General features: G+C 45.5%; 8 protein-coding genes and 1 pseudogene. 4 read left to right on the forward strand and 5 right to left on the reverse strand.

All coding sequences use genetic code 11. The features are described 5' to 3' along the window. Nucleotides 1-71 precede the first annotated feature (71 nt). The 4 genes from ACHLI0_RS06890 to ACHLI0_RS06905 are packed head-to-tail and all read right to left on the reverse strand — an operon-like array spanning nucleotide 72 to nucleotide 3711. The gene (locus tag ACHLI0_RS06890; protein ID WP_074858885.1) at nucleotides 72-1646 is read right to left on the reverse strand and encodes a peptide chain release factor 3; all 1575 of its coding nucleotides are present in this window, start codon (nucleotides 1644-1646) and stop codon (nucleotides 72-74) included. A gap of 5 nt (nucleotides 1647-1651) precedes the next feature. Next, complete coding sequence (gene rfbD, locus ACHLI0_RS06895) at nucleotides 1652-2500, reverse strand: dTDP-4-dehydrorhamnose reductase (RefSeq protein ID WP_490748729.1); 849 nt, start codon at nucleotides 2498-2500, stop codon at nucleotides 1652-1654. Continuing rightward, nucleotides 2501-3046 carry a DUF4924 family protein gene (locus ACHLI0_RS06900; RefSeq protein ID WP_490748730.1) on the reverse strand — a complete coding sequence of 182 codons (546 nt, stop codon included), beginning with the start codon at nucleotides 3044-3046 and terminating at the stop codon, nucleotides 2501-2503. A gap of 11 nt (nucleotides 3047-3057) precedes the next feature. Then, on the reverse strand, nucleotides 3058-3711 hold the full coding sequence (locus ACHLI0_RS06905) for a LysE family translocator (protein WP_008767802.1): 654 nt from the start codon (nucleotides 3709-3711) through the stop codon (nucleotides 3058-3060). Between the two features lie 129 nt (nucleotides 3712-3840). Here ACHLI0_RS06905 and purL point away from each other — a divergent pair, with 129 nt between their 5' ends. The 4 genes and pseudogenes from purL to ACHLI0_RS06925 all read left to right on the forward strand — a co-directional run bounded on the left by purL (nucleotide 3841) and on the right by ACHLI0_RS06925 (nucleotide 13017). Beyond that, nucleotides 3841-7545 (forward strand): phosphoribosylformylglycinamidine synthase, encoded by a 3705-nt coding sequence (purL, locus tag ACHLI0_RS06910; RefSeq protein ID WP_490748731.1) that lies wholly within the window; start codon nucleotides 3841-3843, stop codon nucleotides 7543-7545. A 270-nt stretch (nucleotides 7546-7815) separates the two neighbouring features. Next, nucleotides 7816-11846: pseudogene (locus tag ACHLI0_RS06915) on the forward strand (hybrid sensor histidine kinase/response regulator transcription factor). Continuing rightward, entirely contained in the window at nucleotides 11843-12385 is a 543-nt protein-coding gene (locus ACHLI0_RS06920; protein ID WP_490748732.1) for a chromate transporter, read from the forward strand. Before ACHLI0_RS06915 ends, ACHLI0_RS06920 begins: the two are co-directional and overlap by 4 nt. 83 nt (nucleotides 12386-12468) lie before the next feature. Then, the gene (locus ACHLI0_RS06925; protein WP_118417769.1) at nucleotides 12469-13017 is read left to right on the forward strand and encodes a chromate transporter; all 549 of its coding nucleotides are present in this window, start codon (nucleotides 12469-12471) and stop codon (nucleotides 13015-13017) included. Nucleotides 13018-13122: 105 nt separating this feature from the next. On the opposite strand, the gene ACHLI0_RS06930 is transcribed toward ACHLI0_RS06925, so the two are convergent. Next, a complete protein-coding gene (locus ACHLI0_RS06930; protein ID WP_490748733.1) occupies nucleotides 13123-14631 on the reverse strand; it encodes a glycoside hydrolase family 10-like protein in 1509 nt (502 codons plus the stop codon). Nucleotides 14632-14664 lie beyond the last annotated feature (33 nt).

Below are 14664 nucleotides of genomic sequence, written 5' to 3' on the forward strand. Positions count from 1 at the left end.
CTTCCCTTATTTACAGGTAACATAATTCTTCCCCTTTTACCAATTATTTTTGTTAAATTCCACCAAGCAGACTAAAATTCACTTGTGAAGTGGAATTTAATGTGCTTGAAGTCCATTTGTGCCATCTGAAGCACATAACCTGAATCGGCAAGGAATACGTCACGTCCTTCCCTGTCCTTCGCCATATATTGGTATTTACGTTTCTTGAAAGCTTCCAGCTCAGCAGGATCATCGCTTTCTACCCAACAAGCCTTGTACAAACTTACCGGTTCCCAACGGCAAGAAGCATTGTACTCGTTCAGCAGACGATACTGGATAACCTCAAACTGCAACTGTCCGACCGTACCGATAATCTTGCGGCCGTTGAACTGATTGACAAACAACTGTGCCACACCTTCGTCCATCAACTGGTCGATACCCTTTGCCAGCTGTTTCTGCTTCATCGGATCGGCATTTTCGATATACTTGAACATCTCCGGCGAGAAGCTGGGCAAGCCGCGGAAATGAAGCAGTTCTCCTTCCGTCAGCGTATCACCGATCTTGAAAGTTCCGTTGTCCGGCAAACCGATGATATCTCCTGCATAGGCTTCGTCAATGGTCGTTTTCCGCTGCGCCATAAACTGGGTGGGCGATGAGAAACGCATGGTCTTGCCATGACGGACGTGCTGATAGGGTGCATTACGTACAAATTTGCCCGAACATATCTTGCAGAATGCTACACATGAACGATGATTCGGGTCGATATTGGCGGTAATCTTAAAGATGAATCCGGTGAATTTCGGTTCGTCCGGTTTCACTTCACGCTCTTCTGCCTGTACAGGACGAGGACTGGGAGCAATCTCCACAAAGCAGTTCAACAATTCCTGTACACCAAAATTATTCAAGGCAGAGCCAAAGAATACAGGTGCGCAATCTCCTTCCAGATAAGATTCCACATCCAGTTCCGGATAAACTCCTTCGATCAGTTCCAGATCACCACGCAGCTTGTCTGCCAGCGGCTTACCGATCTGCTTATCCAGCTCTTCCGTATGTATATCGACTTCTACCTTCTCCGTCACCACTTGTTTGGAAGGTTGGTACAAGTCCAGTTTCTTCTCATAAATATTATATACTCCTTTGAAGCGGGCTCCCTGTTCGATAGGCCATGACAGCGGGCGGACCTGAATCATCAGTTCTTCTTCCAGCTCGTCCAGCAAGTCAAACGGATCCTTACCTTCACGGTCCATTTTATTAACGAAAATGATGACCGGAGTTTTTCTCATACGGCACACTTCCATCAGTTTACGGGTTTGTGTTTCCACACCTTTCGCTCCGTCTACTACAATGATAACGCTGTCTACAGCAGTCAGCGTACGGTATGTGTCTTCGGCAAAGTCCTGGTGACCCGGAGTATCGAGAATATTGATCTTGTAGTCCCGATAGTCAAATTCCATTACGGAAGTTGTCACCGAGATACCACGCTGTTTCTCAATCTCCATCCAGTCGGAAGTAGCCGTTTTCTTGATTTTATTGCTCTTGACCGCACCTGCCACCTGAATCTGACCACCGAAAAGCAATAACTTCTCCGTCAATGATGTCTTACCGGCATCCGGATGCGCAATAATGGCGAATGTTCGCCGTCTCTGTATTTCTGTATTATCTGCCATATTTATTATAAGGTGTCGATGCATCTTTTCAGGCTTTCCTCCCAATGAGGAATTTCGATGCCGAACGTTGTTTTTATTTTTGTTTTATCGAGTACGGAATATGCAGGGCGGTTCGCTCTTGTAGGATATTCCGCCGTATGCAGCGGTTTCACTTTGCATGAAGTGATTCCTGCCAAACGATGAATAGCTACCGTAAAGTCATACCAGGAGCAGACTCCTTCGTTGCTGAAATGATAGACTCCACGAACGATGCCTTTATTAATAATAGCAAAGATGGCCTGTGCCAGGTCATTGGCGTAAGTAGGAGTTCCTACCTGATCGAAAATGACTCCCAGACTATCACGCTCTTTGCCCAGACGGATCATCGTCTTCACGAAGTTGTTGCCAAAAGTGGAATAAAGCCATGCGGTACGGATAACGACTGACTTTTCGCAATGATTCAGTACCTCATATTCTCCTTCAAGTTTCGTTGTTCCATATACCGAATTCGGACATGGATCGCATTCTTCTGTATAAGGGATATGAGCGGTGCCGTCAAAAACATAGTCGGTAGACACCTGAATTATCGCCGCACCATTAAACTGCGCTGCACATGCCAGCGTTTTAGGAGCTTCACTGTTCAGCTTGTAAGCCAGTTCCGAATCATCTTCCGCTTTATCTACTGCTGTATATGCCGCACAATTAACAATAAGCTCAATCCGCTTTTCAGCAATATATGCCCAAACAGCGTCCTTATTACAGATGTCCAGTTCCTGCACATCTGTGAAATAATACATATGTTGCGGATTCTCTTTTGCAAGAACTTGCATTTCATTGCCAAGCTGACCATTGGCACCCGTCACTAAAATTCTCATTTATTCATCAAGTTTTAATTCCCCTTTCAGGTCTTTATCGTAATAGTTTGCCAACATGGAAAGAAAGCTGCTGATAGCTTCTACCGCCTTCATAGTTCCCTCGCTGACAGGCTTTTTCTGCAGGCGAAGCAAAAGTAGTCCATAGAGTGCTTCGAAGCAAGTCTCCAGTTCCGGCTCTTCTTTTTTGCCATTCTTATTCCGCAGTTCTACAATAAACGGCAATGCTTTGAAATAAGCGGCACTGTAGAAAGGAAATTTGGGAGAAGAAGTCAACGCATTATGAAGCTCTGTCAGATTGATGATGATGTTCTTGTTAATCTGCAAATGACCTTTTTCACATACCCCTTCCTCATTCATCATGGTGATCAGGTTGCCGTACCACTCTCGCAGGGCAGGACGCTGATCTTCCGGATAACGGGCGATCACATTCGCCTCGATCTCCTCCAGCTCACCATGATTGGCGCGGATCAGGTCTTCTTCTTGCCACATATATATAAGGTACTCGGCAATGTTTTTCTCTTTAAGCTGTCTGGCTATCTGATTCATAAGTTTTCTTCTTAATAAAGTGACTCTCCCAGCAACGTATAGATTAATCCCGCCACCGACACCAGCATCACAATGCTGCCAATCACACGGTTCAGTATCCAGATGCCCCGTAAGTTAAACTTAGTGCGCACTTTATTCACAAAATAAGTGATTCCGAGCCACCACACCAGCGCCCCCGAAGCAATGGCAAGATACCCCGTAATTTCTTCGAACACCACGACACCGGGCTGCACAAAGGCAAAACGGGCAAATAGTCCGATAAACAGGAATATAATCAGAGGATTGGAGAGCGTGACAAAGAATGCGGTAATGAAATTGTGAAAGTAAGAACCTTTATTGGACGATGCCGGACGGATGGATTGTACCGGATTGCTGCGAAAGGTATAGATTCCGAAAAGTAGCAGCATGATGCTGCCCAACAACTGCAGATAAAAAATATTCTTATTAATATAATCGAACACAAAGCTCATGCCATAACCCGTCAACAGAGCATAAGCTATGTCGCTTAATGAGGCCCCAAGCCCTGTCACAAATCCATACCAGCGCCCTTTATTCAACGTCCTCTGAATGCAGAGAACACCCACCGGACCGAGAGGTGCGGACACAACAACGCCTATAATAAAGCCTTTCACTATTATATCGAATATTGTCTCAATCTGAATCATGCCGCAAATATCGCACTTTTTTATGAGAAGAGGATAGGATATTAACGTTTTTTCCACACAAGAGTCACTATATACACCAAAATTGCTTATCTTTGCGCCACAGAAAAATCGTAAAATCAAAAAATAAACATGATTCTTTTTTTCAGAACCCCTTCCAAGAGCGTGATTGCCGTAGAGAGCAACCATCAGCTCACCCCGGACGAAAGTAATAAACTCTGCTGGCTTTTTGGAGAAGCCGTGACGGAAAGTGAAGAAAACCTGAAAGGCTGTTTCGTCGGTCCACGCCGCGAAATGATTACCCCTTGGAGTACAAACGCAGTAGAAATCACCCAAAACATGGGACTTGAAGACATTCTCCGCATCGAAGAATATTTTCCGGTAAAAGATGAAAATGCCGACTACGACCCGATGCTGCAACGCATGTACAAAGGACTCGACCAAAACGTATTCACCACCAACCGCCAACCGGAACCTATCGTATCCATCGAAGACCTCGAAGCCTACAACGAAAAAGAAGGCCTCGCACTCTCGAAAGAAGAAATGGACTATCTGAAAAAGGTAGAAAACGATCTGGGACGCAAGTTGACTGACTCCGAAGTTTTCGGTTTCGCACAGATCAACTCCGAACACTGTCGCCACAAAATATTCGGTGGAACATTCATCATCGACGGTGTAGAACAGGAATCGTCTCTGTTCCAGATGATCAAAAAGACCACACAGGAGAATCCGAATAAAATCATCTCTGCTTATAAGGACAACGTAGCCTTCGCCGAAGGTCCGGTAGTTGAACAGTTTGCTCCGGCAGATCACTCAAAACCTGACTTCTTCCAGGTGAAAGACATCAAGAGCGTCATCTCACTGAAAGCAGAAACTCATAACTTCCCGACGACTGTAGAACCGTTCAACGGCGCATCTACCGGTACAGGCGGTGAAATCCGCGACCGTATGGGTGGTGGCAAGGGCTCATGGCCGATCGCAGGTACTGCTGTCTACATGACTTCCTATCCCCGCACGGACGAAGGCCGCGAATGGGAAGAAATTCTTCCGGTACGCAAATGGCTATACCAGACTCCGGAACAGATTCTGATCAAGGCATCCAACGGTGCTTCCGACTTCGGTAACAAGTTCGGCCAACCGCTGATCTGCGGCTCGGTACTGACTTTCGAACACACGGAAAACAACGAAGTTTACGGCTACGACAAAGTAATCATGCTTGCGGGCGGTGTAGGCTACGGCACACAACGTGACTGCCTCAAAGGTACTCCGGAAGCAGGAAACAAAGTAGTCGTCATCGGTGGAGACAACTATCGTATCGGACTGGGTGGCGGTTCCGTATCTTCTGTAGATACCGGTCGTTACAGCAGCGGTATCGAACTGAATGCCGTACAACGTGCCAACGCCGAAATGCAGAAACGTGCCAACAACGTAGTACGCGCACTCTGCGAGGAAGATGTGAATCCGGTAGTTTCTATCCACGACCACGGTTCGGCAGGTCACGTAAACTGTCTGTCGGAATTGGTGGAAGAATGTGGCGGTCTGATCGACATGAGCAAACTTCCGATCGGCGACAAGACATTGTCCGCTAAAGAAATTATCGCCAACGAAAGTCAGGAACGTATGGGACTTCTGATCAAAGAAGAAGCCATCGAACATGTACGTAAGATCGCCGAACGCGAACGCGCTCCGATGTACGTAGTAGGTGAAACAACCGGCGACCACCGCTTCTCTTTCCAGCAGGCAGACGGCGTACGTCCGTTCGACCTGGCCGTTGAGCAGATGTTCGGTTCATCTCCGAAGACTTATATGATCGACAAGACCGTAGAACGTCATTATGAAATGCCGGAATACGAATTGCCGAAATTACATGAATACCTGACCAATGTGCTGCAACTCGAAGCCGTAGCTTGTAAGGACTGGCTGACAAATAAGGTAGACCGCTCCGTAACGGGTAAAGTGGCCCGCCAGCAATGCCAAGGCGAACTTCAGTTGCCGTTGAGCGACTGTGGTGTCGTAGCACTCGACTATCGTGGTGAAAAAGGTATCGCCACTTCTATCGGTCACGCTCCGCAAGCCGCACTGGCTGATCCGGCTGCCGGCTCTATCCTTTCGGTATCCGAAGCACTGACAAACCTTGTATGGGCTCCGATGGCAGAAGGCATGGACAGCATTTCCCTGTCTGCCAACTGGATGTGGCCGTGCCGCTCACAGGAAGGTGAAGACGCCCGTCTTTACACTGCCGTGAAGGCATTGAGCGACTTCTGCTGCGCTCTGCAAATCAATGTTCCTACTGGAAAGGATTCTTTGTCCATGACACAGAAATATCCGAACGGTGAGAAAGTGATTTCTCCGGGAACAGTGATCGTTTCTGCCGGCGGCGAAATATCCGACGTGAAGAAAGTCGTATCTCCGGTACTGGTGAACAACAAAAAGACAACACTCTATCATATCGATTTCAGCTTCGACGAACTGAAGCTAGGAGGTTCCGCTTTTGCACAGTCTCTGGGTAAAGTAGGCGATGACGTGCCTTGCGTACAGGATGCCGAATACTTCCGCGATGCTTTCCTCGCCGTACAGGAACTGGTGAACAAGGGACTGATCCTGGCAGGACACGATATCTCAGCAGGTGGTCTGATCACTACATTACTGGAAATGTGCTTCGCCAACGTTGAAGGCGGTATGGAAATCAGCCTCGACAAGATGAAGGAACAAGATATCATCAAGATTCTGTTTGCAGAAAATCCGGGTATCGTGATCCAGATCAGTGACAAGCATAAAGAAGAAGTGAAAAAGATTCTGGAAGATGCAGGCGTAGGATTCGTGAAACTGGGTAAACCGACCGACGAACGTCATATCCTGGTATCGAAGGGCGACGCTACTTATCAGTTCGGTGTTGACTATATGCGCGACGTATGGTATTCTTCTTCTTACCTGCTCGACCGCAAACAGTCTATGAACGGCTGCGCAAAGAAACGTTTCGAAAACTATAAGATGCAACCGGTTGAATTCGCTTTCATGCCCGGATTCAAAGGTAAACTCTCTCAGTATGGTATCACTCCGGACCGTCGTACTCCAAGCGGTGTCCGCGCTGCCATCATCCGCGAGAAAGGAACGAACGGCGAACGCGAAATGGCTTACTCACTCTATCTTGCCGGCTTCGACGTGAAAGACGTGACGATGACCGACCTGATCAGCGGACGCGAAACACTGGAAGATGTAAATATGATTGTTTACTGCGGTGGATTCTCCAACTCCGACGTACTCGGTTCGGCCAAAGGATGGGCAGGAGGTTTCTTGTTCAACCCTAAAGCCAAAGAGGCACTTGATAAGTTCTACGCACGTGAAGATACGCTTTCACTGGGTATCTGCAACGGTTGCCAGCTGATGATGGAACTGGGACTTATCAATCCGGAACACGAAAAGAAAGGCAAGATGCTGCACAACGACTCACATAAATTCGAATCGACTTATGTAGGCCTGACAATCCCGACCAACCGCAGTGTAATGTTCGGCTCATTGAGCGGCAGCAAACTGGGTATCTGGGTGGCTCACGGAGAAGGTAAATTCTCTCTGCCTTACGATGAAGACCAATACAACGTAGTGGCAAAATACAGCTACGATGAATACCCCGGCAACCCGAACGGTTCCGATTATTCGATCGCAGGTCTTGCCAGCGCCGACGGCCGCCATCTGGCAATGATGCCTCACCTCGAACGTGCTATCTTCCCGTGGCAGAATGGTTGCTATCCTGCTGACCGTAAGAACAGCGATCAGATTACTCCATGGATAGAAGCGTTTGTCAACGCCCGCAAATGGGTAGAAGAAAAGACTAAATAAGAAATCTTTTTATCATTGAAACGGAGGCTGTTATTTTTATAAAGTAACAGCCTCTCGTTTTAACTCCTTTTCCATACCCAAAGTCTGCATATTACAACTTAACTTCCCTAAATAAACAGGATATACAAATAGCTGCGAAAGCTCCTGTATACTTCACTTTGAGAGCACCGTTATCTTAACCTAAAATTTTGTAGTGTCGAAAAATCTTCTTAATTTTGTCAAACTTTCCCCCTCACTAAAGATTCAATAACCCATAAAAGTCCTATTTGTATGAAAAAATGGCTTTTTTTATTATTATTGTTTCCTCTGACCTGTGTCGCCCAGACCTATCAGTATCTAGGAGTGGAAGACGGGTTAAGCAACCGGAGAGTGTACTACATTCAAAAAGATAATGTTGGATATATGTGGTTCCTCACACACGAAGGAATCGACCGGTACAACGGCAAAGAGTTTAAACGGTATAAATTAATGGACGGCGACAAAGAACTCAACTCGCTGTTAAATCTGAATTGGTTATATATCGATCCGGAAGGAACGCTATGGGAAATCGGTAAGAAAGGCAAGATTTTCCGGTATGACCGTATTCATGACACTTTTGAACTCGTCTACAAGTTGCCGATAGAGGACTTTAAGGATTTACCGGCTCCCATCACTTTCAGCTGGATCGATCATAACAATCATATCTGGCTGTGCAACGAAGAAACGATCTTCCTTTACAACACCCGGACGGAAGAAGTTACTCATGTTAAAAACTGCCTCAGCGAAGCTATAAACGACATCGAACAAATCGACGAATCCCACTATTTTATCGGGACGGAGATGGGTATTCATCATGCCCAGCTGAAAGACAACACACTGCAACTTCTCCCCTGCGACAAGCTCGACAACGTCAATATTCAAGTTAACGATTTACACTTCGACCCCAAAATCCGCAAGCTGTTCATCGGTGCCTTCCAACGGGGAGTCATGGTTTACGACATGAAGACGAAAACCATCACACAACCGGAAGTCAGCCTGAAAGACGTAAGCATATCACGAATCAAACCACTGAATGCCAAAGAACTGCTGATTGCTACCGATGGCGGAGGTATCTATAAAATGAATGTCGATACGTACCAGACCGTACCTTTTATCGTAGCAGACTACAACAGCTACAATGGCATGAACGGAAACAGCATTAACGACATCTACATAGACGACGAAGAACGGATATGGATGGCAAACTATCCGATAGGAATTACCATTCAGAACAATCGTTATCCGAGTTATAAATGGATCAAACATTCTGTCGGTAATAAGCAGTCGCTGATTAACGACCAGGTGAATTCTATCATAGAAGACAGCGAGGGAGATTTATGGTATGGCACCAACAACGGAATTAGCCTGCAGGACTCAAAAACCGGAAAATGGCGCTCGTTTCTGAGCACCTTTGAGAATGTACAGAACAGCAAAAACCATATATTTACAACCTTATGTGAAGTATCTCCCGGCATTATTTGGGCAGGCGGATATTTCTCGGGACTTTATCAGATAGATAAACGCACGTCGAAAACAACTTATTTTACACCCGCTTTGTATGCTCATGAAAGTATACGTCCGGATAAATACATACGTGACATACGCAAAGACTCACGCGGTTATGTATGGAGCGGAGGATATTATAACCTGAAGCGAATCAACGTACAAACCAAAGACATACGGCTCTACCACGGACTGCATTCCGTTACCGCCATCATCGAAAAGGATGACAAAAGTATGTGGATAGGTACGGCAACAGGCCTGTTTCTTCTGGATATAGAATCCGGAAAATATGAACGCATCCAACTGCCGGTAGAATCTACCTATGTCTACTCCCTGTATCAGACCAAACAAGGCTCACTATATATAGGTACCAGCGGATCGGGAGTACTGATTTATGATCCCCAGACAAAGTTGTTTACCCATTATTATACGGGAAACTGTGCCATGATATCCAACAATATCTACACGATTTTATCGGATGAAGACAATGAAATTCGGAGAACGGACTCACCAGCTTCTATCCCAAACAAAAAACCTTCTACAACTGGACAAAGGAAATGGGACTGATGACTACGCACTTCAATGCGTTGTCCGGTACCCTGCGCAGAAATAACAATTTTATCTTCGGTAGCTCGGACGGTGCCATAGAGTTCAATAAAGACATGAAGCTCCCCAGGACGTACTCTTCCAAGATGATCTTCAGTGATTTCAAGCTGTTTTATCAGACGGTATATCCGGGAGACAAGAATTCACCATTGGAAAAAGATATCAACGAAACCAAAGAATTAAGACTAAAATATAATCAGAATATCTTTTCACTGATGGTTTCTTCCATCAACTATGATTATCCTTCCAATGTTCTTTATTCATGGAAGCTGGAAGGATTTTACGAAGAGTGGAGCAAACCCGGCAATGAAAGTACAATCCGTTATACCAACCTCGCTCCGGGAAAATATGTATTGCGTGTGCGTGCCATCTCCAACGAAGACCAACGGGTGATGCTTGAAGAAAGAAGCATTGATATTATCATTGCCCAACCTTTCTGGCTCACTCCCTGGGCAATGATATTGTATGCAATCCTGATTTCTCTCATTGCTGTTATCATCCTGCGTGTTCTTATTCTGAAAAAACAGCGGAAGGTTTCCAATGAAAAGATACACTTCTTCATCAATACGGCACACGATATACGCACCCCGTTGACATTGATTAAAGCTCCTCTGGAAGATTTACGCGAAAAAGAAGCTCTGAGCAAGGAAGGCATAGCCAACATGAACACTGCCATACGCAATGTAAATGCCTTGTTGCGTCTGACAACGAATCTTATCAACTTTGAGAGAGCAGATGTTTATTCTTCGGAATTGTACATTTCGGAGCATGAGCTAAACACGTTCATGACAGAAATATTCAACGCATTTCAGTCTTATGCCAATATCAAGCATATCAACTTTACGTACGAAAGCAATTTCCGGTATATGAATGTATGGTTTGACAAGGAAAAGATGGAATCTATTCTGAAGAATATAATATCGAACGCATTAAAATACACGCCGGAAAATGGTAATGTGCAGATTTTCGTATCAGAGAACAATGATTCGTGGAGTGTGGAAGTGAAGGATACCGGAATCGGTATTCCAGCCAGCGAGCAAAAGAAACTGTTCAAGCTTCATTTCCGTGGCAGCAATGCCATCAATTCGAAAGTGACGGGAAGCGGTATCGGTTTGATGCTGGTATGGAAACTTGTCCGGTTACATAAGGGCAAAATCAACCTGTCGAGCGTGGAGAATCAGGGATCGGTGATTAAGATATCTTTCCCTAAAGACAGCAAACGCTTCCATAAAGCACACCTTGCCGCACCAAGCAAACGCCGGCAAGAGATTACAAGCACAACCAATGTGCCTGCCAGCATCTATGAGAATGTGCATAAGGAACAGAATCCGAATCATCAGCGAATCCTAATCGTAGAAGATAATGATGAGCTGCGCAACTATCTGTCACAGACACTGGCAGAAGAATATACGGTGCAGAACTGCTGCAACGGGAAAGAAGCACTGACCATCATTCCGGAATACAAACCGGAACTGGTTATCTCGGACATTATGATGCCGGAAATGAGAGGGGATGAATTGTGTGACGCCATTAAAAATAATATCGAAACGTCGCATATTCCTGTTATCCTGCTAACAGCTCTTAATAATGAAAAAGACATATTGTCCGGCCTTCAGATTGGTGCTGACGAGTATATTGTCAAGCCATTTAATATTGGAATATTGAAAGCTACCATCTCCAATCTGTTGATCAACCGCGCCCTTTTGCGAAGCAAATACGGTAGTCTGGATATGGACGATGAGGATGATCATGAAGACGAATGCATCAACTGCTCGCAGGATATCGACTGGAAGTTTATCGCCAATGTACGGAAGAATATAGAAGATAATATAGACAATCCAGCTCTTACAGTAGATGTGCTTTGCAATCTGATGGGAATGAGCCGTACCAGCTTCTACAACAAACTCAGGGCATTGACCGATCAGGCTCCGGGCGATTACATCCGCCTGATCCGCCTGAAACGTTCGGTGAAGTTGCTGAAAGAAGGTACACACAGTATAACAGAAATAGCAGAAATGACAGGATTTAGTGATGCGAAGTACTTCCGCGAAGTATTCAAGAAGCACTTCAACGTAAGCCCCAGCCAATACGGTAAAGAAGGTAAGCCCCACAAGGAGGGAAAGGCTGGAAAAGAAAACAAGTCCGGTAAGGAAGGAGGAGAAAAGGAAGAATGAACATTTACCTCGAATCATTTGGAATCTTTTTTAAAATAGGCGCCTTCACCATTGGCGGAGGCTATGCAATGGTTCCACTTATTGAGAATGAAATCGTAACCAAACGGAAATGGATCGCACAGGAAGACTTTATCGATCTGCTGGCTATCTCTCAGTCCGCTCCGGGCATTCTGGCAGTGAATATCTCTATCTTTATAGGATATAAGCTGCGTGGCATCCGGGGAAGTATTGTCACGGCACTGGGGACTATACTCCCCTCATTTATTATCATTCTGGCCATCGCGCTCTTTTTCCATTCTTTCAAGGATAATCCGATTGTAGAACGTATATTTAAAGGAATACGTCCCGCCGTGGTGGCTTTGATCGCCGCACCGACTTTCACCATGGGACGGTCGGCCAAAATCAACCGGTACAACTTATGGATCCCCGTCGTATCGGCATTATTGATCTGGCTATTGGGCTTCTCCCCGATCTGGATTATCATTGCTGCCGGTGTAGGAGGTTTCCTATGGGGAAAATTTAAAAAAGTGAAGAGTTAAATAAGTTGAGAGTTGAGAATGGAGAGTTGAGAGTGTGCACTCAAGGCTATGATTCAAGATTCATAATTCTAAGTTAAAAAGAGATGATTTATCTTCAGTTATTTTATACGTTCTTTAAAATCGGACTTTTCGGTTTTGGCGGAGGTTACGCCATGCTTTCGATGATACAAGGTGAAGTAGTAACCCGCTATGGGTGGGTGACTTCGCAAGAATTCACAGACATTGTTGCCATCAGTCAGATGACTCCGGGTCCTATCGGTATCAATGCGGCTACTTATGTCGGTTTTACGTCGACAGGAAGTGTATGGGGATCAGTTGTTGCTACATTCGCTGTTGTTTTTCCCTCTTTCATACTGATGCTGACAATCAGCAAATTCTTTCTGAAATATCAGAAACATCCGGTAGTGGAATCTATTTTTGCAGGACTGCGTCCGGCAGTTGTCGGATTATTAGCTTCCGCCGCACTGGTATTGATGAATGTGGAAAACTTCGGTTCACCTACAGAAGACACCTACACATTTGTCATCAGCATCATTATCTTCCTGATAGCCTTTATCGGCACCAGAAAATACAAGGCAAATCCGATATTAATGATTATCGCCTGCGGGATTGCAGGACTACTGCTTTATTAAAATAAAGTAATAAGAGGCTAACTAAAAAGTCAGTAGTATCTTAAATCTCCTCCTTCGAGAAGGAGGAGTACCCGCAGGGGGAGGTGGTAGGTGAACATGCAGTCCTTACAGCTTGACCTTCTTACTTACCGATTTTGACTCATTATGAATACGGTCTAAAGCCGTCACCACATAGCGGTATTTGGTCTTACCCGTTTCATACGGCAGTTTGTAGAAAGGATTTCGGGTGATAGCTACGATATGTGACGGATCATCAAGATTCACCTTTTCTTTGGAACCGAAACGGTATACTACGTACTGAATGGCTTTGTCCATTTCAGTCTCCGCTTTCGGAGCAGTCCAGAAAAGGATATAGCCATCTTCTGTCCATACCTTTTTCATCTTGCGTACTTTGCCCGGAGCTTTATCATCCATAAAGTCGAATACCGGAATTAAAGCCGGATATTTATGATACTCCTGTACCAAGGCATCCCGATATTTTCCAGCGTTCTCGACTACGGCTGCCGCATACCACTGGCAACTTCCGCCGATAGTCTGATAAGAACGCTGCAAAGCCATCTTTCGTGGAAGCTGGTTGATAGAAGGGTTCTTCGGATCGGCATGCTGAATGGTATTCATGACTGCCTGACCGATAAACAACGGACGGTTCTCCGAATGCTTCGCCCACCAGTCAACCAGTGTTTCGTAATCGGCTGCCTTGTGTCCTATCTCCCAATAAATCTGAGGAATGTTATAATCAATCCATCCTTCACGTGCCCAAAGCAATACGTCGGCATAAAGATCATCATAGTTCTGCAAACCATTTGTGTTGCTGCCCAACGGATCTGTTTTCTGATTGCGGTAAATACCGAACGGGCTGATACCGAACTTCACCCACGGCTTGATGCCCCGTATCGTTTCATGAAGTTTCTTGATCAGGATATTCACGTTGCCACGACGCCAGTCCGCCTTATTGCTGAAACCGCCTCCGTAACGGGCAAAGCTCGCATTGTCCGGGAAATCGACTCCCTTGATCGGATAAGGATAGAAATAGTCGTCCATGTGGATAGCATCTACATCGTAACGGGATACAATATCGGAAACAATCTTGCAGATATGCTCACGGCTTTCGGGAAGTGCCGGATCAAAATAGATCTGATCACCATAAGTGACAAACCATTCCGGATGTTCATGATAGATATGTGTCGGTGCCAGTTGATTCTTCAATGAAGTCTTCACACGGTAGGGATTGATCCATGCATGGAATTCCATATTCCGTTTATGGCATTCTTCGATCATGAATTGCATCGGGTCCCACATCGGGGAAGGCATTTGCCCTTGTGTTCCTGTCAGGAAACGACTCCACGGTTCGTGTTGTGAAGCATACAATGCATCCGCTTCGGGACGCACCTGAAAGATAATCGCATTGATACCCGCTCCCTGAAGAGAGTTCAACTGACCGACCAGTGTCTGTTTCAGCTTCTCTGTCGGTATGCCACGGAACTGTCCGTTGACAGCCTGTATCCATGCAGCACGAAACTCACGTTTAGGATATGCATTGCCCGATGGCGCCTGCGCTCTTACTTCTGCCGCCAGAAGCAGAACTAATAAGAAAAGATAGTTTTTCAGATTCATAATGTTCTTGAGTCATAAAATAATGTGGTGCAA

The sequence above is a fragment of the Bacteroides sp. RCH18 genome (assembly GCF_058231005.1).

Coding starts and splice junctions, on each gene's coding strand:
- ACHLI0_RS06925 (WP_118417769.1), top strand. CDS start 12,469: ATGATTTATCTTCAGTTATTTTATACGTTCTTTAAAATCGGACTTTTC.
- ACHLI0_RS06900 (WP_490748730.1), bottom strand. CDS start 3,046: ATGAATCAGATAGCCAGACAGCTTAAAGAGAAAAACATTGCCGAGTAC.
- ACHLI0_RS06920 (WP_490748732.1), top strand. CDS start 11,843: ATGAACATTTACCTCGAATCATTTGGAATCTTTTTTAAAATAGGCGCC.
- ACHLI0_RS06930 (WP_490748733.1), bottom strand. CDS start 14,631: ATGAATCTGAAAAACTATCTTTTCTTATTAGTTCTGCTTCTGGCGGCA.
- rfbD (WP_490748729.1), bottom strand. CDS start 2,500: ATGAGAATTTTAGTGACGGGTGCCAATGGTCAGCTTGGCAATGAAATG.
- purL (WP_490748731.1), top strand. CDS start 3,841: ATGATTCTTTTTTTCAGAACCCCTTCCAAGAGCGTGATTGCCGTAGAG.
- ACHLI0_RS06905 (WP_008767802.1), bottom strand. CDS start 3,711: ATGATTCAGATTGAGACAATATTCGATATAATAGTGAAAGGCTTTATT.
- ACHLI0_RS06890 (WP_074858885.1), bottom strand. CDS start 1,646: ATGGCAGATAATACAGAAATACAGAGACGGCGAACATTCGCCATTATT.